Here is a 20,667-nt window from a genome sequence, read left to right as displayed (position 1 = left end):
CATGGCTGAATTTGTATGCAATTTTGTGAAAGAGAAGGCTTTACAAGCGCCGCATCTATTATGTGAGCACTGAAAAGCGTTATCTTAGCATAGATTGCGCCAAAGACAGCCGTTTTATAAGAGAACTGCTCGGTTCCTATTAATGTAATGCTCGCCTTAAGATTTTACCCACATTGGTTTTAGGTAATTCTTTGTAAAATTCAACTTCCTTAGGCACTTTATAGGAAGTAAGATGCTCACGGCAATGAGCAATAATGTCTTCTGCCGTTAGTTTCTCATCACGTTTTACAACACATGCTTTAACGCGCTCACCAATTTTATCATGTTCTACACCAATGACACCTACTTCAAGAACACCAGGATGTTGGCTAATGACTTGTTCAACTTCATTGGGATAAACATTAAATCCTGAAACAATAATTAAATCTTTCTTTCTATCCACGAGATAAACATAGCCATTCTCATCTATTCTGGCAATATCACCTGTTTTTAAGAAACCATCTTCCGTCATAACCAGTGCTGTTTCATCAGGACGTTGCCAGTATCCTGCCATGACTTGGGGACCCTTCACACAAAGTTCACCAATTTCATTGATATCAAGTTCTTTCCCACTGTCATCGCGAATAGACACTTCGGTCGAAGGCAGGGGTAGACCTACGCTGCCATTGTAGTCCTCCAGATACATAGGATTAATGGTTACAGCAGGGCAAGTTTCTGTTAAACCATAAGCCTCTAGAATTCGAGTTTTAGTCATGTCATGCCATTTTTTGGCAACACTTTTTTGTAAAGCCATACCACCTGAGAGGGTGAGCTTAACACTGGAAAAATCAATTTCTTTAAATTTAGAATGATTTAATAAAGCATTAAATAGGGTATTTACCCCAGTCAAGGCAGTAAATTTGCTATTTTTTATTTCATCAATAAAATGTGGAATATCCCGCGGATTAGTTATTAAAATATTTTTAGCGCCTATTTTTATAAAGGTTAGACAATTGGCTGTTAAAGAAAAAATATGATAGAGAGGCAAGGCTGTAACAATAATATCCTGTTTTGCAAGGCCCAAAGGTATAATCCAGGAATAAGCTTGTAAAATGTTTGCTATCATATTGCCATGGGTTAAAATAGCGCCCTTAGCAACACCTGTGGTTCCACCCGTATATTGTAGAAAGGCAATATCTTTGTGGCTAAGGGGAGGTGTGGTTAAAGGTTTATCTGTTTTATGCTTGAAGGCATCATTAAATTTTATTGCTTGTGGTAGTTTATAGGCTGGAACCATCTTTTTAATATATTTAACTACCATATTAACAATCGTTCTTTTTATAGGCGATAAGGCATCACCAACTTCTGTTATAATGACATGTTTGATGGTTGTATGAGGTAATGCCTTTTCCACTGTTTTTGCAAAATTGGCTAAGACAATAAGAATTTCAGCACCTGAGTCATTCATTTGATGAATAACCTCATCTGCAGTATATAAGGGATTGGTATTAACAACGATCAAACCTGCTCTCAATACACCAAATAAGGCAATCGGATATTGCAATAGATTAGGCATCATGATTGCAACACGCGAGCCTTTTTTTAAACCAAAGCTTTGAAGAAAATGCGCAAATTGCCTACTCTTTTTTTCTAATTGTGCATAAGTTAAAGGATAACCTAAATTAACATAAGCAACTTGATCAGCAAATTGTTGACAAGATTTTTCAAATAATTCGACTAGCGAGCTATATTGACTAGGGTCAATCTCATGGGGTACGCCTTGCTGATAGTTTTTTAACCAAATTTTCTCCACGTTGATGTCCTTCTGTTATGAATCCCCACGTGTTAGTATAAACAAAAAAGGAGGCTATGGATATTGTAAGCATGATAGATAATTCATTGAAAACACAAGTATTTAAGCTTAAAGGTAGATTATATACCTTTACAGTCATTCAATTATTAAGTACGGATAAAAATTTATTTACCCAACAATTAAATGAAGTTGTGGCTCAGGCGCCCAGGTTGTTTAATAAAACTCCTGTTGTTATCGATTGTAGCGCGCTACAAAATGAAGACCTTGATTTAGACGCCCTTTGTCAATGTCTACGTCTACATAGTATTTTTCCAGTCGGTATTCAAGGTGCTAATTCATTGATGACAACGTTAGCTCAATCACGAGGTATGGCTGTTTTGCATGCCTCTTCTTCTCATGATAAATCACTTGCTGATACCTCTATAGAGGAAATAGGAAGTGAAGAAGCACCAATTGTGAGTTCTGATGAATCAAAGACGAAATTATTAACCACACCAGTGCGATCAGGTCAGCAAGTGGTTAGTAAGGGCGGCGATCTAATTATTACAGCATCTGTAAGCCATGGGGCAGAATTATTGGCTGATGGCAATATTCATATTTATGGCGCCTTACGAGGTCGCGCGTTGGCTGGTATATCGGGTGATAAAAATGCGCGTATTTTTTGTCAATCGCTGGATGCAGAGCTTGTTTCTATTGCGGGTTTTTATCGCTTAAGCGATGCTATTCAACCGCAAGACAAACCTTGCCAAATTTTCTTGCAAGACGAACATATTTTAATTGAGCCACTATGTTAGAAGCTGTATTTATTTCAGATTTACATCTTCATCCTAATGAAGATGTAATTTACCAACGTTTCGAAAAATTTATTAGCTGGGCAGCTATAAATACACGTACTGTTTATATATTAGGAGATTTTTTTCATGCCTGGGCTGGCGATGATACGCTAGAGGAATGGAGTCTAAGTATTGCTAAAGCACTTAAATCGCTTGTAGATCAAGGGGTTAGTATTTTTTTTATGCCTGGTAATCGAGATTTTTTAATTGGCAAGCGATTTACAACACTGGCGGGTATGACATTATTACCAGAGCCCACTATTATCTCTTTAGCAGATAGACCAATTTTATTAGTTCATGGCGATCGGTACTGTATCTATGATGAGGCACATCAACGATTTCGCAAATTAACACGGAATGCCTTATTTACTGCTTTGTTTTTAAGTATACCAAAAATAATAAGACAAAAGATGGTCAATAGAGTTAGGCAACATAGCCAGAATAATCATATTAAATCTGCAACTATCATGGCTGTTGAGCCTAAAGCCATGTTAAATCATATGCGCAAGCATCAAGTTAAGACACTAATTCATGGCCACACTCACCAACCGGGCTTAACGACGCATGCATTTCAGGGTGATTTATTTGAGCAGTATGTGTTGAGCGACTGGGATGACAAGCCGCAAATATTGTGTTATCATAGATCAAAAGGTTTTTATTTTAATCAGATATAGCTGTTAAGGGTTTATTATGCGTAGTCAAGAAGAAATAGTAGAACGCAATAAGCAGATAAAAGAGAAATTACGAAAGTCTATCTGCCTATCAGAGGTTGAGGCTGATCTAATTCTTGCTGTAATGTCAAGGAAAGCTAGATTTGAAGCAGGACAGGCAGCATTAAGTGAGGAGACAGATCGTAATGGTAATAAAATTCCTTTATGGGAGTTGGTTAATGCAAAAATCGCTGAATTTATTAAACCTTCAGGTCAGACCTCCTATGTAGAATGGCATACAGGCATTATGGATATTTTTGCCGCTTTGTGTACACTCGCTAAAGCATCGCATCATTCACCTTCTCTTCTAAAAGAAGGATTAATTTGGGCACATAATTTTAGAAAAAATCAGTGGAAATTAACATATGGTACGCCATCGAGCTCAATAAAATATGATATAGGTGTGGATGAGAATGGCGTTTTAAAGACTCAATTGTATTTAAATAATAAGTTAGTTTCACCGGAAGATGCAAAACAAAAGTTAATAAAAGAAGAATTTGATCGGGGTGTAGATGCTTGGCTTGAACATCGCGGATTTATTAAAAATGGCCAAACGGGGGTGGTCACCAACGCTCAAACTAATGAGGTGCTGACGCCTGCTAAGTTTAAAGAAATTAACCAAGATGATAATGAAGGGCTTAAAGCTTACTTTTCAGGCAATTATAAATTAAATATTGAGCAAGCGCCTGATGATCCAACGCCGCCGTCCACAACTCCCGCTGCTTAAACTATACTAAGACTGGTATGCCGCTATGAAAGCGGAATACGCTATCTGAACCTATAATTAATTGATTTTCAACGCTAAGAAAATGATCTAAATGCTCATCAATATTTTTGCCATATAACTGTGCAAGCTTTAAATAATCTTCAAAATGCCGAGCTTCTGCCTTTACAAGTGTTGCATAAAAATGGGCTAATTGGGAATCAGCCAGTTTAGGAACTAAGGCATTAAAGCGCTCACAAGAGCGAGCTTCAATAATAGCGCCAATTAATAATAAATCGCATAAACGCTCAGGCGTATTTTGTTTAGTTGCTAAAAGATGAAGTTGCTGAGCGTAGTTTGACGGCGGCAAAGGGCCAAAGGCAATATTTCGCTGGTCCATAATATTAAGAACTTTCTCAAAATGCAGTAATTCTTCCCGCGCCAAAGGCGACATCATATTGACTAATTCTGGATAGCCTGGATACTTACTAATGAAATTAATCGCATTAGCAGCCGCTTTTCTTTCACAATGGGCATGATCAAGAAGAAGCAAGGGTATATTTTGTATGGCTATTTCAAGCCAGGCTACTGGTGTAGGCACGCGTAAAAAGGAAGAAAAATCAGGTATACTTTGAATAGGTACGCTAAACATATAAAATAAAAAATATGAAATATAGGCGGCGTTATATCATACATAATTGTAAAATCAAATTGGATTGATAATGAGTGAACAATCAGAAAATGAACTATCTGGATGGTTTTCAACTTACGGGCTAATTACAGCACAACGTATTCTTGAACGCTATCGAATAAATTTACAGCAAGAAGATTTGCTGTGTGCGTTAAAAACACCCGAGACTTTTTATCATCAATTATTGCGTCTGCCACTAAAGCATGTCTTCAACGGCATCATTTTACAGCAAGTACAAGATTATCAGCTTTATGCGCAAAAACTCATAATTGATTATTTGCTGTCTGGCGAAAGCAGTAGGGAAGAGGGCGCTCCTGGTGAAACAGCAAGAAAGGATTTAGAAAAAGAGCGTCAGATCTTAATTAATTTAAATAATGATTTTCATGAGCTTGAGCTTCAACATGAAAAATTAATTGCTCAGAGCCAAGCAAAACTAATAGAAAGAGCTAATGATTGGCACAAAAAGTTAATGGCTATCGTAAAAGAGGTCAAAACGGAATTACAAACGGATAGTATTTCTAAAACTGAAGCAGCTATTACTCAAGCGCTTACGGCTTTATTATGTAATTTTAATTTTAAAGCAGAGACATTGACTAAACCTGATGCTTGGCAGCGTGCTGAAAAAATTTTAGATACACCACTTAATGAAGGATTAAGAGCAGAAATTATTGCTAACCTTAGTGAGCTTGCTAATTATACTGAAGATTTTGATAATAATCTTGCTGATTTTGCTGATCAGGTTAATTATATTGGCAAGCAATTACGTGAATTTCGTGATAACTTTTATAATTTAATTTTACGTGCTAAAGAGATTATTCACTTATTACCCGATTACCGGCTTGATTTGGCTCAAGAGGAAGAAAATAAAGAGTCACTCTTTTTTAATGCCAATTTAGGTGATCCTGAAAGGTAATTGATAGATTAGGCTTAAATAATAATCATTTTTTTCTCTGTCATTGTTGCGTAGATAATGAATGTCTTTCCCGCGTAGGCGGGAATCCATCTACAATTAACCTCAGTGCTAATTGATGAATAAATCCCCGCCTGCGGGGATGATATAGGATTTGCGGGATGACATAGAATTATCGGGATGATATAGGATCATTTTTGGTTATAATTAACTCTTAAACTTATCCACGCAACAATGTCTGCACGAGAATGACCGGATGAGAACAGAAAAACTCCTTTTTCTAAACGGAGCGCCAATTTTCAAAACAGGATTTTACCTTAGTTACGAATTAATATTATCCACATTGATAATTGTTCATGTATAATAGCGCCTTTTAATTAATCCTGGAGTATATGAATGGCTGCTGAATTTACTTTGTCTATCATTAAGCCTGACGCTGTGAAAAAATCAGTAATTGGTGAGATTTATACTCGCTTTGAAAAGGCTGGCTTAAATATTGTCGCTGCAAAAATGGTACAATTAACGCAAGAGCAAGCAGAGGGTTTCTATACAGTGCATAAAGAACGTCCTTTTTTCAATGACTTAGTCAACTTTATGATTTCTGGCCCTGTTATGATTCAAGTCTTACAGGGTGAAAATGCCATTGCTAAGAATCGTGAAATTATGGGTGCTACAAATCCAAAAGAAGCGGCCAAAGGGACAATTCGTGCTGATTTTGCTGAAAGCATTGATGCTAACGCCGTACATGGTTCAGATAGTGCTGAAACAGCTGCTCAAGAAATAGCCTTTTTCTTTGAGCCACATGAAATTTGTGTAAGACAATAAACTTAGGTGTCAATTATTATTTGTAGTGCGTATATTTAGCTCTATGCTACTTATAAAATTGCTAAACTTAAGTTAGGTAGTCGGTTTTGAGGGTGGTCATGGGTAATAAGATTAACTTGTTGAATTTTAACTATCAACAGATGCGAGAATTCTTTCAGCAATTAGGTGAAAAGCCATTCCGTGCGCAACAAGTTATGCAATGGATTCATCAATTTGGTTTTAATGATTTCTCCCAAATGACCAATCTCGGTAAATCGCTTCGTGAGCAATTATCTGAAATTGCTGAGATTCGCCTGCCAGAGATTACTTCCTGGCAGAAATCAAATGATGGCACCTATAAGTGGCTATTAAAACTTGAGTGCAACAACTGTATTGAAACAGTTTTTATTCCAGAAAAAAATCGTGGCACGCTTTGTGTGTCTTCTCAGGTAGGATGTGCATTAAATTGCAGTTTCTGTTCGACAGCGAAGCAAGGTTTTAATCGCAATTTATCCACAGCTGAGATCATTAGCCAGGTATGGTTAGCTGTTAGAGAGCTTTCAAAAAATAAAGGTATTCATGATAAGCAGGTCACCAATGTTGTTATGATGGGTATGGGTGAACCCTTACTTAACTTTGATAATGTAGTGACTGCAATGGATATTATGATGGATGATTTTGCTTATGGACTATCTAAGCGCAGAGTCACTCTCAGTACGTCAGGCGTTTTACCTGATTTAGAACGCTTACGAGAAGTAAGCCCTGTTGCATTAGCTGTTTCGCTTCATGCTCCTAACGATGAATTACGCAATGAATTGGTTCCTATTAATAAAAAGTACCCACTTGCTAAATTAATGGCACTTTGTAAACGTTATTTTAAAGATGAACCGCGACGAAAAGTTACTTTTGAATATGTCATGCTCAAAGGAGTCAATGATCAACCTGAGCATGCTTTCCAACTGGTAAAGCTTTTACATAATATACCTGCTAAGGTTAACTTAATTCCCTTTAACCCTTTCCCCCTAACTCAATATGAGCGCTCATCGGAAGCCACTATTAACCAATTTCGCGATATTTTAATGGCTAAAGGAATTAATACAATTACGCGTAAGACGCGGGGTGATGACATTGATGCAGCCTGTGGGCAATTGGCGGGCTCAGTTAAAGATAGAACAAGCCGCTCATCTCGATGGCAAAAGCTGCATTTCAAACCACCTCATATTGCAAAGCAACAAGAACACTAAAAATATTCATTTTAGCATAATTCACTTATGTCGCGATCTTTTTAGATAAGATTCGCCAAGATCTTTAATTATAAATAAATTTAAAATTCAACTAAGTTGCTCGACGCGAATATTTTTTGGCTAAGAATAGTCTTTTTTAATTTAACCATTCGCGGTTATAATGCCCAATTAATAATAAAGCAGGATGGGTAATACTTTGTTTAAAGTAGTGCAGTTATTATTTTTACTAATTTTACTAGGTCTGCAGGGATGCCAAATTAATAACGAAGAGAAAGCTGAAAAGGCTTTGCAAGATACTAAGCGTAGTAATACAGCAGCTTATAATATCCAGCTAGGTTTAGGCTATCTTCAAAAAGGTAACCGCCCTCGGGCAAAAAAGAAACTCCTTAAGGCCCTGGAGTTATCACCAAAATCGCCTGAAGCAAATGCGGCAATGGCTTTTTATATGGAAAAGACAGGTGAGATAAATGAGGCTAAAGTATTTTACAAAAAAGCGCTTGCTTTAGCGCCTGAAAATGGTGTGCAGTTGAATAATTATGGCACATTCCTTTGCCGTATTGGCTCCTATGAAGAGGCGGAAAATTATTTTATTAAAGCTGCAAATGATGTTAAGTATATTCATACGGCCGGTGCTTATGAAAATGCTGGTTTGTGTGCTGCTGCTATTCCAGATTATGTGAAAGCAGAAAATTATTTTTTAAAAGCCTTAGAGCAGGATCCAGGACGCAAGCAGGCACTCGTTGAATTGGTATCTATTCAGTTAAAGCAAAGTAAGCCTGAAAAAGCGCTGAATTACCTGCAAAAATATCATGAAATATCACTGACTGATCAAACTTTATTAAGATTGGCTGCAGAAGTGGCAAACAAAGCGGGAAAAACTGATTTAGAAGCCGATTATAAGTTACGGTTAAGTAGATTCACTTACTTAACGAACAATTCTGGAGTAATAAATGAGTACAACAATAATAATGGATGAGGTGAATCAAACACTTGAGAGTCCAGGTTTACAATTAGCGCGACTTCGCGAAAAAAAGGGTTTTACACAAGAGTATGTAGCAGGAAAATTGCATTTAAGAGTAAAAGTGATTGAATTACTAGAATCTGATGATTATGAGAATATGCCAGAACCGGTGTTTATAAAAGGCTATCTGCGCGCTTATGCAAAATTATTAGGCGTTTCTCCTGAACCTTTTCTACAGGTTTTTAATAGTCGTTATACATACGAACGAAAACCTGAAAAAGCATTGTGGCAAAGTAGGCGAGAAACAAATAAAGGTGAACGTTTTGTTCGTTGGTTTACAGGATTAGTAGCTATTACAGCTATTATTGTTATTGGTTTATGGTGGCAGAAAAACAAAGATAGTATGCAGCCTGTGTTTACTAAGCATCAAGAAACAGTCAATCAAGCCAAGCCTACCATAAATGCACAAAATGAAGTGGCTGAAAAAAAACTAACAGTTCTTTCAAGAATGCAATCTATGTTTGCTACTAGTGATAATGATGATGATGTAGTGGAGAAGCAGAGTGGTTGAGAAAATTCGTGCAATACGAGGTATGAATGATATTTTACCTCATGAAACGGGTGCATGGAGATTATTGGAACAAATTTTTATAAATTGCTTAACTAGTTACGCTTATCAAGAAATACGTTTTCCTCTTATTGAAAGTACACACTTATTTAAACGTACGATTGGTGAAGTGACAGATATCGTTGAAAAGGAAATGTATACATTTCAAGATTTAAACGGTGATAGTATCACTTTGCGTCCTGAGGGAACAGCTGGTTGTCTTAGGGCTTGCTTAGAACATGGCCTTTTATATAATCAACACCAAAAGCTCTGGTATATGGGCCCTATGTTTCGCTATGAGCGGCCACAAAAAGGTCGTTATCGCCAGTTTAATCAGTTAGGCGTTGAAGCACTAGGAATAGCCGGCGTTGCTATTGAGCTAGAATTAATTGCCATTTGTAAACGTCTTTGGCAGGAGCTAGGGATAGATAATGCGGTACGCTTGCAAATTAATACCTTGGGTGAGTTAAGTGAACGCCAATCTTATAAAGAACAATTGGTTTCTTTTTTTAATAAGCATTACAATAAATTGGATGAAGATAGTCAGCGCCGTTTAACAAGAAATCCTCTAAGGATACTTGATAGTAAAAATCCAGCTATGCAGGCTTTGCTTAGTGAAGTTCCAAAACTTATAGATTCTTTAGGTGAGGATAGTAAACAACATTTCTTTAGCCTGTGCGCTGGCTTAGATAGAATGGGTATAGACTATGAGGTTAACCCTTTTCTTGTACGAGGTTTAGATTATTATGGACATACGGTGTTTGAGTGGGTAACTGATAAGCTAGGCAGCCAAGCAACGGTTTGTGCAGGTGGTCGTTATGACTCCTTAATTAATCAATTAGGAGGTAATTCAACGCCGGCTGTGGGATTTGCGATGGGCACTGAGCGATTATTGTTACTAATGGAAACCCTGTCTGTCAACTTAACTCCTAAATCGTTACCAAGTATTTTTTTGGTTGCCACAGGTAATGATGGTTTGCAGCAAGCGCTTATTATTGCTGAGCAATTGCATAATCATAATAAGACATGGCAAGTCATTACCAATACCTCAGGAGGAAGTTTTAAAAGTCAGTTTAAAAAAGCTGATAAAGCAGGTGCTCATATAGCACTTATTCTTGGCGATGATGAGGTAAAAAATCACCAAATTAGTATTAAAAACTTGCGTAGTAATGAGCAACAAGTCACTATTTCGCAAAATGAATTAATTAACTATTTACAAAATTATACATTCTAACAACTATTGTTTTGCAATGGACTTTTGCTGGTTAGATATGGTTTATCGTGATTTAAAACCAAGTATAACGTTAACTATTAAGTTTAGTAGCAGGCGCTATACAATCCTTTATGGGAGATAAGAAGCATGTCAGTATATATGACAGAAGAAGAGCAGTTAGAAGCAATAAAGAGATGGTGGCATAAATATAGTACGTTGATTACCATCTTGTTTTCTATTTTATTACTTAGTCTATCTGGTTATAAGTATTGGCACTGGCATAAAGAAAAAGTTATTACTCAAGCCTCAAATGCTTATGAACACTTAATGATTGCTTTTTCAAATCAAGATGATAAGAACGTTAAAACGTATGCTAATCAGTTAATAAAGGAATATGGTAATACTGTTTATGCGCATGCCGCACGATTAACTTTAGCAAAATTATATGTTGCTAAGGAAGATTTTAATAAAGCAAGTCAGCTACTAGATTATGTGGCTAATCATTGTCCGGTAAAGCCCCTCAAAGATGTAGCGCGCATTCGTATTGCAAGAGTTTATACCGCTCAAAAATCATATGAGAAAGCGCTTGCTGAATTAAGTAAGGTTGATGATTTGGCTTACATTCCGATAGTAAATGAGCTTAAAGGTGATATTTATACGGAAACTGGCCAATATCAGCAAGCTATTAACTACTATAAAAAGGCTATTTCTGAAGTACGTACGCAAGGTATGGGCAATCTTTATTTAGAAATGAAAACGAATGAATTGGCCGCATTAGCTCAATCTATAGATAATCACGTTTCGAAAACAGTGTAAGAGGTTTTATGTTAAATCTGAAAAGAACAACACTTTATTCTTTGCTCATATCTCTTTCCCTAGTGGGTTGTACAAAAGTTGATGATTATTTATTAGGTAAAGATAATACGCCTGTTCCACAAGCCTTAGAGCCGGTTACGGCTAAAGCCCAATTAAAAGAAAAGTGGTCAGTTTCAGTAGGGTCTGGACAAAAAAATAAAACAGCTTATTTAAAACTAAAGCCGGTTATTTATGAAGATACTGTTTATATGGCTGATAGTAATGGTGCTGTTGAAGCAGTAGATAAAAGAACTGGTAAAGTGCTCTGGTCTAAAAAATTATCTACTGGAATAGTTAGTGGGCCTGCTATTGCCCAGAGATTTCTAATTCTTAGTACTGATTCTTCAAATATTGTTGCTCTAAATCAAGCAAATGGTGACGAGATATGGCGTAGTAAAGTTTCAAGTGATGTACTTGGCCAAGCTGCTATCGCGCAAAATAAAGTTATTGCTAAAACAATTGATGGTAATTTATATGCGTTTGACCTAAAGACCGGTAATAAGCTTTGGGTATCTGAGCATGGTGCCCCTAATTTAATCTTAAAAGCGAGTTCTTCGCCCGTCATCCTTAATAATGATACTGTTTTAGTCGGTTACTCTGATGGGAAAATGGATGCTGTAGATATTCAAACAGGCCAGGTTTTATGGCAGAGAAGTATTGCTTTTGCAAGTGGCTCTAGTGATGTTGAGCGCTTAGTGGATATAGATGCTGATCCAATCGTTCAAGGTGATGTTGCCTTACTTGCAAGCTATCAAGGTTATGTGGGTGCCTTATCATTATCAGATGGGCAGTTTATTTGGCGTAAACCTGCCTCTACCTTTACAAATTTAGCAATTAAAGGTAAAACACTTTTTATGACAGATAGTAATGACGTTATTTGGGCTTTTAACAAGAAAAACGGCCAAGTAGAATGGAAGCAAGATGACTTAAAAGCGCGGCGTTTAACAGAACCTGTTCTCATGGGCAATTATTTAATTGTTGGTGATAAGACAGGTATGTTACATGTTTTATCCACTGAGACAGGCGAGTTTATCTCGCGTACAAATTTAGGTAGTGCTATCTATGTAGCACCAAGTGTTTCTGGTAATAATATTTATGTTATGACTAGTAATGGCAAATTAAGTCATTTTACTGTAGGTTAATATGATTCCTGTTGTCGCTTTAGTAGGTCGTCCTAATGTAGGTAAATCGACGTTATTTAATCGTTTAACTCATACACAAAATGCTCTGGTTGCTGATTTTCCAGGTTTAACACGTGATCGCCAATACGGTGAAGCAACGTTTGAAGATAAACAGTTTATAGTTGTGGATACCGGTGGTATCGGTGTTGATGATATTGCCGTTGATGAATTAATGTCTAAGCAATCTGCTACAGCACTTGATGAAGCAAATGTTGTTTTATTTTTGGTAGATGGCAGAGCTGGCCTTACTGGTATAGATGAGAATATTGCTAAAGAGTTACGTAAATTAAATAAACCTGTTTTTCTTTTAGTAAATAAGACAGAAGGCTTAAATGAGCAAATCGCTTGCGCTGAATTTCAACGTTTAGGATTTAGTCATATTTACTCTATTTCATCAGCGCATGGGCAAGGAATAGAAAATTTTCTTAAGGTTTTAACGGCTGATTTTCCAGGGCGTTTCGAATCACCGGAAACCAATAGTCAAGCTATTAAGATTACCTTTGTTGGTCGCCCCAATGTGGGTAAATCAACCTTAGTCAATCGCATTTTAGGTGAAGAACGGGTTGTTGTCTATGACATGCCAGGAACAACGCGTGATAGTATTGCTATTCCATTTAGTCGCAATGAAAAGCAGTACATTCTCATTGATACTGCCGGAGTTAGGCGTCGAGCCCGGATTGACGAGAAGATAGAAAAATTCTCAGTGATTAAAACATTGCAATCCATTCGAGAGTCTCATGTTTGTTTAATGCTTTTAGATGCTAAAGAAGGATTAACTGAGCAGGATATGCATTTGTTAGGCTTTATTATTGAGTCTGGAAAAGCGCTGGTTATTGCAGTTAATAAATGGGATGGTTTAGATGAAGAACATAAAGAGCAAGTTAAAAACGAGTTAGCTCGTCGGCTACAATTTGCGAATTTCGCTAAGATGCGTTTTATTTCAGCCTTGCATGGCAGTGGTGTTGGTCTTTTATTTAAAGATATTGATGAAGCTTATGCGAGCGCTGTTCAGACTTTTTCAACGCCAAAGTTAACTCGTTTATTGCAAGATCTAGTGAATCAGCATCAGCCACCTTTGGTACAAGGACGAAGAATTAAACTTCGCTATGCTCATGCCGGCGGTCATAATCCGCCTATTATTGTCATTCATGGCAATCAGTTAGATTCCTTGCCTGATAGTTATAAGCGTTATTTAATTAATAACTTTACTACCCAGCTAGAGCTTATTGGAACACCACTGAAGTTAGAATTTAAAGGCAATATTAATCCTTTTAAGGACAAAAAAAATAAATTAACCCCAAGGCAACTTAAGCGAAAAAAACGTTTAATGAAACATGTTAAGAAACGTTAATTTCTAACTGTCTTTTCTGCATAAGAAATTTATAGCTGTAACTAACCAATCAGCTTGCCCTCAAAGTTAAAACAGCACAAGGTGCATGACGTACAACAGCATCAGCGGTACTACCTAAAAAAGATGGTAGTAGGGTATAGTTTGAATGACTACCTACAATAATTAAATCGCAACTTAATTCTACTGCTTTTGTTATTATGTGATTATAAGCAGTGCCGACTTCAACATGTTGGTTAGCTAAAGGAATATTGAGTGCTTCACCTAAAGTGGCCATTGTAGTTAATGCGTCATCTTTAACTGGCGCCGCTAATTCAGCAAACCCAAGGCTCTGCGCCCATTGTAGGGAAGCAGGTGTTTCAATAACGTGGAGAAAATGAAGTTGGGCTTTAAAACACTGAGCTAGACTCACTGCTTGTTGGCAAAGGTTATAATGATTATCACTTAGATCAGTTGCATGCAAGATTGTATTATACAACGTTTTCTCCTTAAAGTGCTAAGTAGCTTAATTCGGGCATATTTTTGCAGTAAAAGTAACCTTAATTAATTGAATCATGATTGATTAAAAAATGACATATTTTTTATCGAATTCTTACTAATTTACTATAAAAGATATTTTCTATTATTTATATAGAACTACTTAGATTTTTTTAACTTCATAAATAGGTAGCCCATTGGGTAAGCAAACTAATGGCGCAATTTTAAGTAATGGATTTAAAACGAAATCTCTATAAAGTAACTGCGGATGTGGAATCATAAGAAAAGGCTTTTTGATGGTTTGTTTACCATAGAGTAAAATATCGATATCTATGGTTCTGGCACCCCACTTAACGCGTCGCACTCTTCCTTGTTTACACTCTATTGTTTGACACGCAATAAGTAGTTTTTCTGGCGGCAGCGTGGTTAAAAGAGCTACAACAGTATTGCAAAAATTAGGCTGTGATTTCCTGCCCCAGGCTTTATTTACATAGAAAGGAGCAACCCTGATAACATAACTGTGTGGTAGAGCCTGTAAATGTTTGATCGCAAGTCTAAGCTGGCGCTCAGGCGAATTTAGATTACTACCTAAAGCCAAATAGCATACAATCATGAAGGTGCTTGTTGTTTTTTTCGACGCCTTGCTTTCCGCCCGGGTGGCGTAGGAAGTTTACTAATCATTTGTTTTTGTTCTTCTTCGGAAACTTCCTGAAACGCTGCCCACCATTGAACTAGATCAAGTGATTCATCGCCAGCTAAGGCCCTAAGTGATAGAAAATCATAGGCGGCACGAAAACGAGGATGCTTCAGTAAGTTGATAGCTCGCCCGCCCCAACGTTTAGGAAAACGAAACTGTAAGAGCCAAATTTCTCGTATAACTTGACTAAAACGCTTCGGAATAGCAATAATTTTATTCTGCTCGCTAATAACATGAGACATGGCTTTTTCTAAAGCTAGCAGAGGAGGTAATTGCTCATCTCGTTGGTAATTGGCTGCTTGGTTAAGTAGTGGAAACCAAAGTAATACAGCAAACAAAAAAGCAGGTGTAATAGGTTTATTATCGCGAATACGTGCATCCGTATTCTCAAGCGCAACACCAAGAAAAGCTTTTACAGGATAAGAACTATTAAACAGAGCGTGCGTTTGTGCAAATAGGTGTTCAAATAACCCATATTGAATTAATAAACGCTGCACGGTTTCTGCTTCGCCACATTGATAGAGCTTAGTCATCTCATCAAATAAGCGAGAACTAGAAATATGTGAAATTAAAGAACTCAGGTTCTCTAAGGGAGCAGCAGTCTCAGGAGCAAGCTTAAAATGGAGTTTTGCACTAAAACGAATAGCTCTTAGCATCCTTACAGGATCTTCTTGATAGCGTACTTCTGGATTACCAATAATACTTAATGTCTTATTATGAATATCTTTTACACCGCCCGTAAAATCAACAATTGCAGCGTCTTCTACACTGTAATAGAGTGAATTAATTGTAAAATCACGCCGCCAAGCATCTTCGTCAATAGTACCATAAACATTATCACGAATGAGCATTCCTCGCTCATTGGTTAACTGCACTTGATTATTATTTAATTCACTATTACCTCGAAAGGTGGCTACTTCAATAATGTCACGGTGAAAAATAATATGTACTAATTTGAAACGCCGACCAATGATCCGGCTGTTTCTAAAGAGCGCTCTAATCTCGTTTGGCGTTGCATTAGTAGCTACGTCAAAATCTTTAGGTGACTTACCTAAAAGTAAATCCCTAACACTCCCACCAACTAAATAGGCCTGAAAGCCTGCACTATTAAGACGATTCAATACTTTTAGCGCATTTGTGCTAATATCGGTCTTGGATATATTATGCTGGTTACGAGGAATAATATAATTAGCTACTGTAGGCGCATGTTTGCCTCGAGACTTACGTAATAGCTTTTTAATTAATTTAATTATTGCCAATACTCACGGTTAATAGGTATAACGACCCATATTATAGCTAATAATAAAGTAATTTAAAACTTTTAGAATTCTTTTTATAGATTAATAATTTATTGCATAAAAGATATAGTTAGCGTTATTGTTAATCCTTTCCCATTGCGGAATTAATGGATAATTAATTCAGAGATCAACACATGGAATTTATAGATATATTATTGAGTCTAAGCGCATTAATTGTTCTTGAAATTGTTTTAGGTATCGATAATTTAGTGTTTTTATCAATACTTACTGAGAAACTCCCAGCAGAGCAACGTCGTAGTGCTAGACGCTGGGGACTTACTTTTGCTTGGATAACTCGCTTAGCCTTATTAGCTTCTGCAGTCTGGCTTGTAAAGCTTACGACGCCACTCATTCAAATTGGCAGTTTTAGCTTGTCAGTTCGGGATATATTTTTATTTGCTGGGGGTGGTTTTCTAATTGTTAAAGCGACTCAAGAAATTAGACATGAAGTAGACGAAGATGTTGTTGAAATTAAAGAGATGAAAAATAAGCTGGTTACGTTTAGGAGTGTTGTCATTCAAGTAGGTATTATGGATATTGTCTTTTCACTGGATAGTGTTTTAACAGCCATCGGTTTAACGACTCGATTATGGGTTATGGCAGTAGCAATAACATGTGCTATCTTAGTGATGATTTATGCAAGTGAACCGGTAAGCCGATTTATTGATAAACATCCTACTATAAAAATGCTAGCATTAAGTTTTCTAATTTTAATAGGCATGGTTTTGATAGCCGATAGCTTTAAATTCCATATCCCTCGTGCTTATATTTATTTTGCTATGGGGTTTTCATTAAGTGTAGAAGGTCTAAACTTACTTAAACACTCTCGAAAAAATCGTCAAAAAAATAAGAAAAATTAGTTATGTTAGTTATTAAAGCATTTCACATTATTGCTATGGTTGCCTGGTTTGCAGGTCTTTTCTATTTACCGCGTCTCTTTGTTTATCATGCTGATACAACTGATAAAATAAGTGATAGCCGTTTTAAGCTCATGGAGCGCCGCCTTTATTATGGGATTACTTGGCCTGCTGCTTTGTTAACTACAATTTTAGGTATTTGGCTTATTACTTTTAATTACCATTACTATCTAAAAGCACCTTGGATGCATGCCAAGCTTACATTAGTTATTATTTTATGGTGTTATCACTTAAGCTGTGGACATTTCCTAAGATGCTTTGCTAGTGACTCTAATTGTAGAGCTGTATTATTTTTTCGTATATTTAATGAAATTCCAACGGTGTTGTTAATTGGAATTGTTTTGCTAGTGGTGGTAAAACCTTTTTAAAATCATTCTATTTCTACCATTTCAAAATCTTCTTTGCCAGCACCGCAATCAGGACAAAACCAGTTCTCTGGTACATCTTCCCAGCGTGTGCCAGGCTCAATACCATCTTCTGGCCAACCTTCTGCTTCATCATAAATAAAACCACAAATGACACAAATATAGCGTTTATAATCTTGCATTCTGCATCTCAATTTTTTAAAAAAAAGTAATTTTGCCGATTGAGACCCTTAATGTAAAGATAAATGATAAATTTGTATTTCGTATAATCCTTTGGATGGAGTAAAATAAGAGTTATTTTGCCTAAAGGAAGTAATAATGATTAAATCTGAGCAATTATTTACCCAAGCTCAAGCCATAATACCTGGGGGTGTAAATTCTCCAGTACGTGCTTTTAAAGGTGTTGGTGGAAATCCTGTTTTCTTTAAGCAGGGAAAAGGTGCTTATTTAGTAGACGTTGATGACCGTCAATATATCGATTATGTAGGTTCCTGGGGCCCTTTAATTTTAGGTCATTGTCATCCGAAAGTTATTCAAGCAGTTGAAGAGGTATTGCAGCAAGGTATGAGTTTTGGAGCACCCACTGAACTTGAAATTAAATTAGCGCAAAAAATAATTCAGTTAATGCCTGCTATCGAAAAGATAAGAATGGTTAATTCCGGTACTGAAGCTACAATGACTGCGATCCGTTTAGCCCGCGGTTATACAGAGAAAAATAAAATTATCAAATTTAATGGTTGCTATCATGGACATAATGATAGTCTTTTAGTAAAAGCTGGATCGGGGGTTTTGACATTAGGTATTCCTGCCTCACCGGGTATTCCACAAAGTATTACTGAACATACTTTAACTGCTGATTTTAATAGCTTAGAGCAAGTTGAAGCGTTGTTTAACCAGTATCCTAGCGATATTGCTGCTATTATCATTGAGCCTGTTGCTGGTAATATGGGTTTTGTACAACCTAAGCCAGGTTTCTTAAATGAACTTCGTAAATTATGTGATACTCATCAATCTTTATTAATTTTTGATGAGGTAATGACAGGTTTTAGAGTTGGGCTAGGTGGCGCGCAGGCATTTTATGATGTTACGCCTGATATTACTACCTTAGGTAAAGTGATTGGTGGTGGTATGCCGGTTGGTGCAGTCGGCGGTCGTGCAGAAGTTATGTCTTATTTAGCGCCAGAAGGTAGTGTGTATCAGGCGGGTACTTTATCGGGTAATCCTTTAGCTATGGCTGCTGGATTAGCTACTTTAAGCGAAATAGAAAAACCAGGGTTTTATGAACAATTAGATTCTCATACCCAATTATTAATGACAAGTTTAGCTGAATTAGCACAAGCCTTTTCTATTCCTTTTTGCCAGGCATCTTTAGGTGGTATGTTCGGCTTTTGCTTTACCCAAAAATCACAGGTATGGAGCTATCAAGACGTTGCTGCTTCTGATGAAGCTTTATTTAAACGCTTCTATCATAAAATGCTTGAAAAAGGAATTTATCTTGCTCCTTCTATGTATGAAGCGGGCTTTTTATCTAGTGCACACAAGCAAGAGGAAATTAGCTTAACTATTGAAGCTGCAGAAAAAGTATTTAGAGATTTAAAAAAAGATTAATTTAATCAATAAATTATTAATAAATTTATATAAAAAATAAGTGTTTTTTATCTTTGATATAAATTTTATTTTATAAAATTTTAAAAGATTACTTTAGTAAATTAACTTAACTCATTTATACTGATCTTTTGGTTAAAAAAAACTTTAAAAAATTAATTTTTTAAAGGAATTAAAAACAGAATAAGGATATAAAATGAGTTTAAAAAAAATCTACGTAATTTTTTTGTTTTTTTATGTAAGTTCGTTATGGTCATCGCCTTTGGCTGATAATTTAATTATTAATCCTAAGGCGAGTGCTGATGCAAATGGTGTAACTTTTTCATACGAAGTGACCGCTACTCAGGATTTCTATCGAGTTTATATCGATGTTGAACCTCAAGCAGATAATGGTTTTCCGCAAGGTGGACTTATGGCCAATTATCTTATTGAGAATCAAACGCTTTATAAATATGTGGGACCTGGTTGGAATTGGACGCCTGTTAAGGCAATTTCTGTAACTTCTGGGAACGTTAAAACCTGGACTGTCCAGCGCGAAGATATTTTACCTAATAAGAATTGCGCTGGAAGCTTAGATTATCTTTATCAGGTTGAGTCACCTGCAGGGATATCCTCTCTAACAAAGATGACGCTTTCTTATCCTGCTAATTCAAATTGCAATGATACTACATCACAAAAGATCGCCGTTCCTTCTTACTTTTATCCTTGTACCGGTACAACAAACTGTTATTGGGATCAATTAATTAAAGGAGCACCAACCGCCAATATTGCTTTAATTAACCCGTTTAATGGCCCTGGCACGACAAAAGATCCTGCTTATGCAGCGCAAGTTATAAGAAATCACAATGCAGGTCAATCGGTATTGGGTTATGTTTACACCAGTTATGGTCAACGTAGCCTTAAAGCTATAAAGGCAGATATCAACAGATATTATAACTGGTATCAAGTCGATGGTATCTTTTTCGATGAGGGCTTTTCTGAAAGTTGCGGTAAACTTAGCTATTATCAAAATTTAAATAACTTTGTAAAAGCAAAGAGCGGTAAGGCGATTACAATAGTCAATTTTGGTACTAATACACCTGAATGTTATATTAATGCAGCTGATATTTTAGTGACTTTTGAGTCCAACTATAACGCTTATATTAACTGGCGTCCTAGTGGTTGGGAAACAAAGTATCCTGCATCTCGTTTTTGGCATTTATTGTATGCTACGCCTTATAGTTCATTAACAAATGCTATAAGCTTAACTAAACAAAGACATGCTGGCTGGGTTTATATTACACCTGATACACTGCCTAATCCATGGGATACTCTACCTGGTACCACTTATTGGGCAGCTGAGTTAAGCGGTGTGGGTCAACAATAGGTTAAGGTAAACTAACAATTGGCGCATCTATAAAGCCTAAATAGCTATGCGCCAGTTATTTTTATCTATTTCGCTGTTTAAAGTATGCAA

At 36.5% G+C, this 20,667-nt stretch carries 22 protein-coding genes; 16 read left to right on the top strand and 6 right to left on the bottom strand.

Going from position 1 to position 20,667, the window contains the following annotated elements; all coding sequences use genetic code 11:
- Positions 1–139 precede the first annotated feature (139 nt).
- Positions 140–1,792 carry an AMP-binding protein gene (locus tag ACQUW5_RS01925; protein ID WP_444989468.1) on the bottom strand — a complete coding sequence of 551 codons (1,653 nt, stop codon included), beginning with the start codon at positions 1,790–1,792 and terminating at the stop codon, positions 140–142.
- A gap of 71 nt (positions 1,793–1,863) precedes the next feature.
- Between ACQUW5_RS01925 and minC the strand changes: the two genes are divergently transcribed.
- From minC to ACQUW5_RS01910, 3 genes are read left to right on the top strand one after another with little or no spacing between them, the layout of a single operon-like run.
- Positions 1,864–2,586 (top strand): septum site-determining protein MinC, encoded by a 723-nt coding sequence (minC, locus tag ACQUW5_RS01920; protein ID WP_444989611.1) that lies wholly within the window; start codon positions 1,864–1,866, stop codon positions 2,584–2,586.
- Complete coding sequence (locus ACQUW5_RS01915; RefSeq protein WP_444989466.1) at positions 2,580–3,299, top strand: UDP-2,3-diacylglucosamine diphosphatase; 720 nt, start codon at positions 2,580–2,582, stop codon at positions 3,297–3,299. The genes minC and ACQUW5_RS01915 overlap by 7 nt, the downstream gene beginning before the upstream one ends.
- A 16-nt stretch (positions 3,300–3,315) precedes the next feature.
- On the top strand, positions 3,316–4,062 hold the full coding sequence (locus ACQUW5_RS01910; RefSeq protein WP_444989464.1) for a hypothetical protein: 747 nt from the start codon (positions 3,316–3,318) through the stop codon (positions 4,060–4,062).
- Between the two features lies 1 nt (position 4,063).
- On the opposite strand, the gene ACQUW5_RS01905 is transcribed toward ACQUW5_RS01910, so the two are convergent.
- Positions 4,064–4,690, bottom strand: a complete 627-nt coding sequence (locus ACQUW5_RS01905) for a MiaE family protein (RefSeq protein ID WP_444989462.1) — start codon at positions 4,688–4,690, stop codon at positions 4,064–4,066.
- Between the two features lie 70 nt (positions 4,691–4,760).
- Here ACQUW5_RS01905 and ACQUW5_RS01900 point away from each other — a divergent pair, with 70 nt between their 5' ends.
- From ACQUW5_RS01900 to der, 9 genes are all read left to right on the top strand, one after another.
- Complete coding sequence (locus ACQUW5_RS01900) at positions 4,761–5,642, top strand: hypothetical protein (RefSeq protein WP_444989460.1); 882 nt, start codon at positions 4,761–4,763, stop codon at positions 5,640–5,642.
- A 393-nt stretch (positions 5,643–6,035) separates the two neighbouring features.
- On the top strand, positions 6,036–6,464 hold the full coding sequence (gene ndk / locus ACQUW5_RS01895; RefSeq protein WP_444989458.1) for a nucleoside-diphosphate kinase: 429 nt from the start codon (positions 6,036–6,038) through the stop codon (positions 6,462–6,464).
- 98 nt (positions 6,465–6,562) lie between these two features.
- Positions 6,563–7,687 (top strand): dual-specificity RNA methyltransferase RlmN, encoded by a 1,125-nt coding sequence (gene rlmN / locus ACQUW5_RS01890; protein ID WP_444989456.1) that lies wholly within the window; start codon positions 6,563–6,565, stop codon positions 7,685–7,687.
- A 196-nt stretch (positions 7,688–7,883) separates the two neighbouring features.
- A complete protein-coding gene (gene pilW, locus ACQUW5_RS01885) occupies positions 7,884–8,663 on the top strand; it encodes a type IV pilus biogenesis/stability protein PilW (protein WP_444989454.1) in 780 nt (259 codons plus the stop codon).
- The gene (locus ACQUW5_RS01880; RefSeq protein ID WP_444989452.1) at positions 8,638–9,219 is read left to right on the top strand and encodes a helix-turn-helix domain-containing protein; all 582 of its coding nucleotides are present in this window, start codon (positions 8,638–8,640) and stop codon (positions 9,217–9,219) included. Before pilW ends, ACQUW5_RS01880 begins: the two co-directional genes overlap by 26 nt.
- Before the next feature lie 22 nt (positions 9,220–9,241).
- The gene (gene hisS, locus ACQUW5_RS01875; protein ID WP_444989610.1) at positions 9,242–10,489 is read left to right on the top strand and encodes a histidine--tRNA ligase; all 1,248 of its coding nucleotides are present in this window, start codon (positions 9,242–9,244) and stop codon (positions 10,487–10,489) included.
- A gap of 126 nt (positions 10,490–10,615) precedes the next feature.
- Positions 10,616–11,284 carry a YfgM family protein gene (locus ACQUW5_RS01870; RefSeq protein WP_444989450.1) on the top strand — a complete coding sequence of 223 codons (669 nt, stop codon included), beginning with the start codon at positions 10,616–10,618 and terminating at the stop codon, positions 11,282–11,284.
- Between the two features lie 8 nt (positions 11,285–11,292).
- Positions 11,293–12,465 carry an outer membrane protein assembly factor BamB gene (gene bamB / locus ACQUW5_RS01865; RefSeq protein WP_444989448.1) on the top strand — a complete coding sequence of 391 codons (1,173 nt, stop codon included), beginning with the start codon at positions 11,293–11,295 and terminating at the stop codon, positions 12,463–12,465.
- Position 12,466: 1 nt separating this feature from the next.
- A complete protein-coding gene (gene der, locus ACQUW5_RS01860; RefSeq protein WP_444989446.1) occupies positions 12,467–13,855 on the top strand; it encodes a ribosome biogenesis GTPase Der in 1,389 nt (462 codons plus the stop codon).
- Between the two features lie 49 nt (positions 13,856–13,904).
- On the opposite strand, the gene ACQUW5_RS01855 is transcribed toward der, so the two are convergent.
- The 3 genes from ACQUW5_RS01855 to pcnB all read right to left on the bottom strand — a co-directional run bounded on the left by ACQUW5_RS01855 (position 13,905) and on the right by pcnB (position 16,267).
- Entirely contained in the window at positions 13,905–14,330 is a 426-nt protein-coding gene (locus ACQUW5_RS01855) for a universal stress protein (RefSeq protein ID WP_444989445.1), read from the bottom strand.
- Between the two features lie 162 nt (positions 14,331–14,492).
- Positions 14,493–14,942: a 2-amino-4-hydroxy-6-hydroxymethyldihydropteridine diphosphokinase gene (gene folK, locus ACQUW5_RS01850; protein ID WP_444989443.1), complete on the bottom strand. Its 450-nt coding sequence runs from the start codon at positions 14,940–14,942 to the stop codon at positions 14,493–14,495.
- The gene (gene pcnB / locus ACQUW5_RS01845; RefSeq protein ID WP_444989609.1) at positions 14,939–16,267 is read right to left on the bottom strand and encodes a polynucleotide adenylyltransferase PcnB; all 1,329 of its coding nucleotides are present in this window, start codon (positions 16,265–16,267) and stop codon (positions 14,939–14,941) included. The genes folK and pcnB overlap by 4 nt, the downstream gene beginning before the upstream one ends.
- A 191-nt stretch (positions 16,268–16,458) precedes the next feature.
- Here pcnB and ACQUW5_RS01840 point away from each other — a divergent pair, with 191 nt between their 5' ends.
- Together ACQUW5_RS01840 and hemJ are read left to right on the top strand one after the other, a co-directional pair.
- The gene (locus tag ACQUW5_RS01840) at positions 16,459–17,184 is read left to right on the top strand and encodes a TerC family protein (RefSeq protein ID WP_444989441.1); all 726 of its coding nucleotides are present in this window, start codon (positions 16,459–16,461) and stop codon (positions 17,182–17,184) included.
- A gap of 2 nt (positions 17,185–17,186) precedes the next feature.
- The gene (gene hemJ, locus ACQUW5_RS01835) at positions 17,187–17,609 is read left to right on the top strand and encodes a protoporphyrinogen oxidase HemJ (RefSeq protein ID WP_444989439.1); all 423 of its coding nucleotides are present in this window, start codon (positions 17,187–17,189) and stop codon (positions 17,607–17,609) included.
- 2 nt (positions 17,610–17,611) lie between these two features.
- On the opposite strand, the gene ACQUW5_RS01830 is transcribed toward hemJ, so the two are convergent.
- On the bottom strand, positions 17,612–17,788 hold the full coding sequence (locus tag ACQUW5_RS01830) for a rubredoxin (RefSeq protein WP_115331302.1): 177 nt from the start codon (positions 17,786–17,788) through the stop codon (positions 17,612–17,614).
- A 136-nt stretch (positions 17,789–17,924) separates the two neighbouring features.
- On the opposite strand from ACQUW5_RS01830, the gene hemL reads away from it, so the two are divergent.
- Together hemL and ACQUW5_RS01820 are read left to right on the top strand one after the other, a co-directional pair.
- Positions 17,925–19,214 (top strand): glutamate-1-semialdehyde 2,1-aminomutase, encoded by a 1,290-nt coding sequence (gene hemL, locus ACQUW5_RS01825; RefSeq protein WP_444989437.1) that lies wholly within the window; start codon positions 17,925–17,927, stop codon positions 19,212–19,214.
- 193 nt (positions 19,215–19,407) lie between these two features.
- Positions 19,408–20,577 (top strand): spherulation-specific family 4 protein, encoded by a 1,170-nt coding sequence (locus tag ACQUW5_RS01820; RefSeq protein WP_444989435.1) that lies wholly within the window; start codon positions 19,408–19,410, stop codon positions 20,575–20,577.
- The last annotated feature ends 90 nt before the right edge of the window (positions 20,578–20,667 follow it).

The sequence above is a fragment of the Legionella pelazae genome, assembly GCF_052527395.1.
This window is presented reverse-complemented; position numbering and strand designations above follow the sequence as displayed.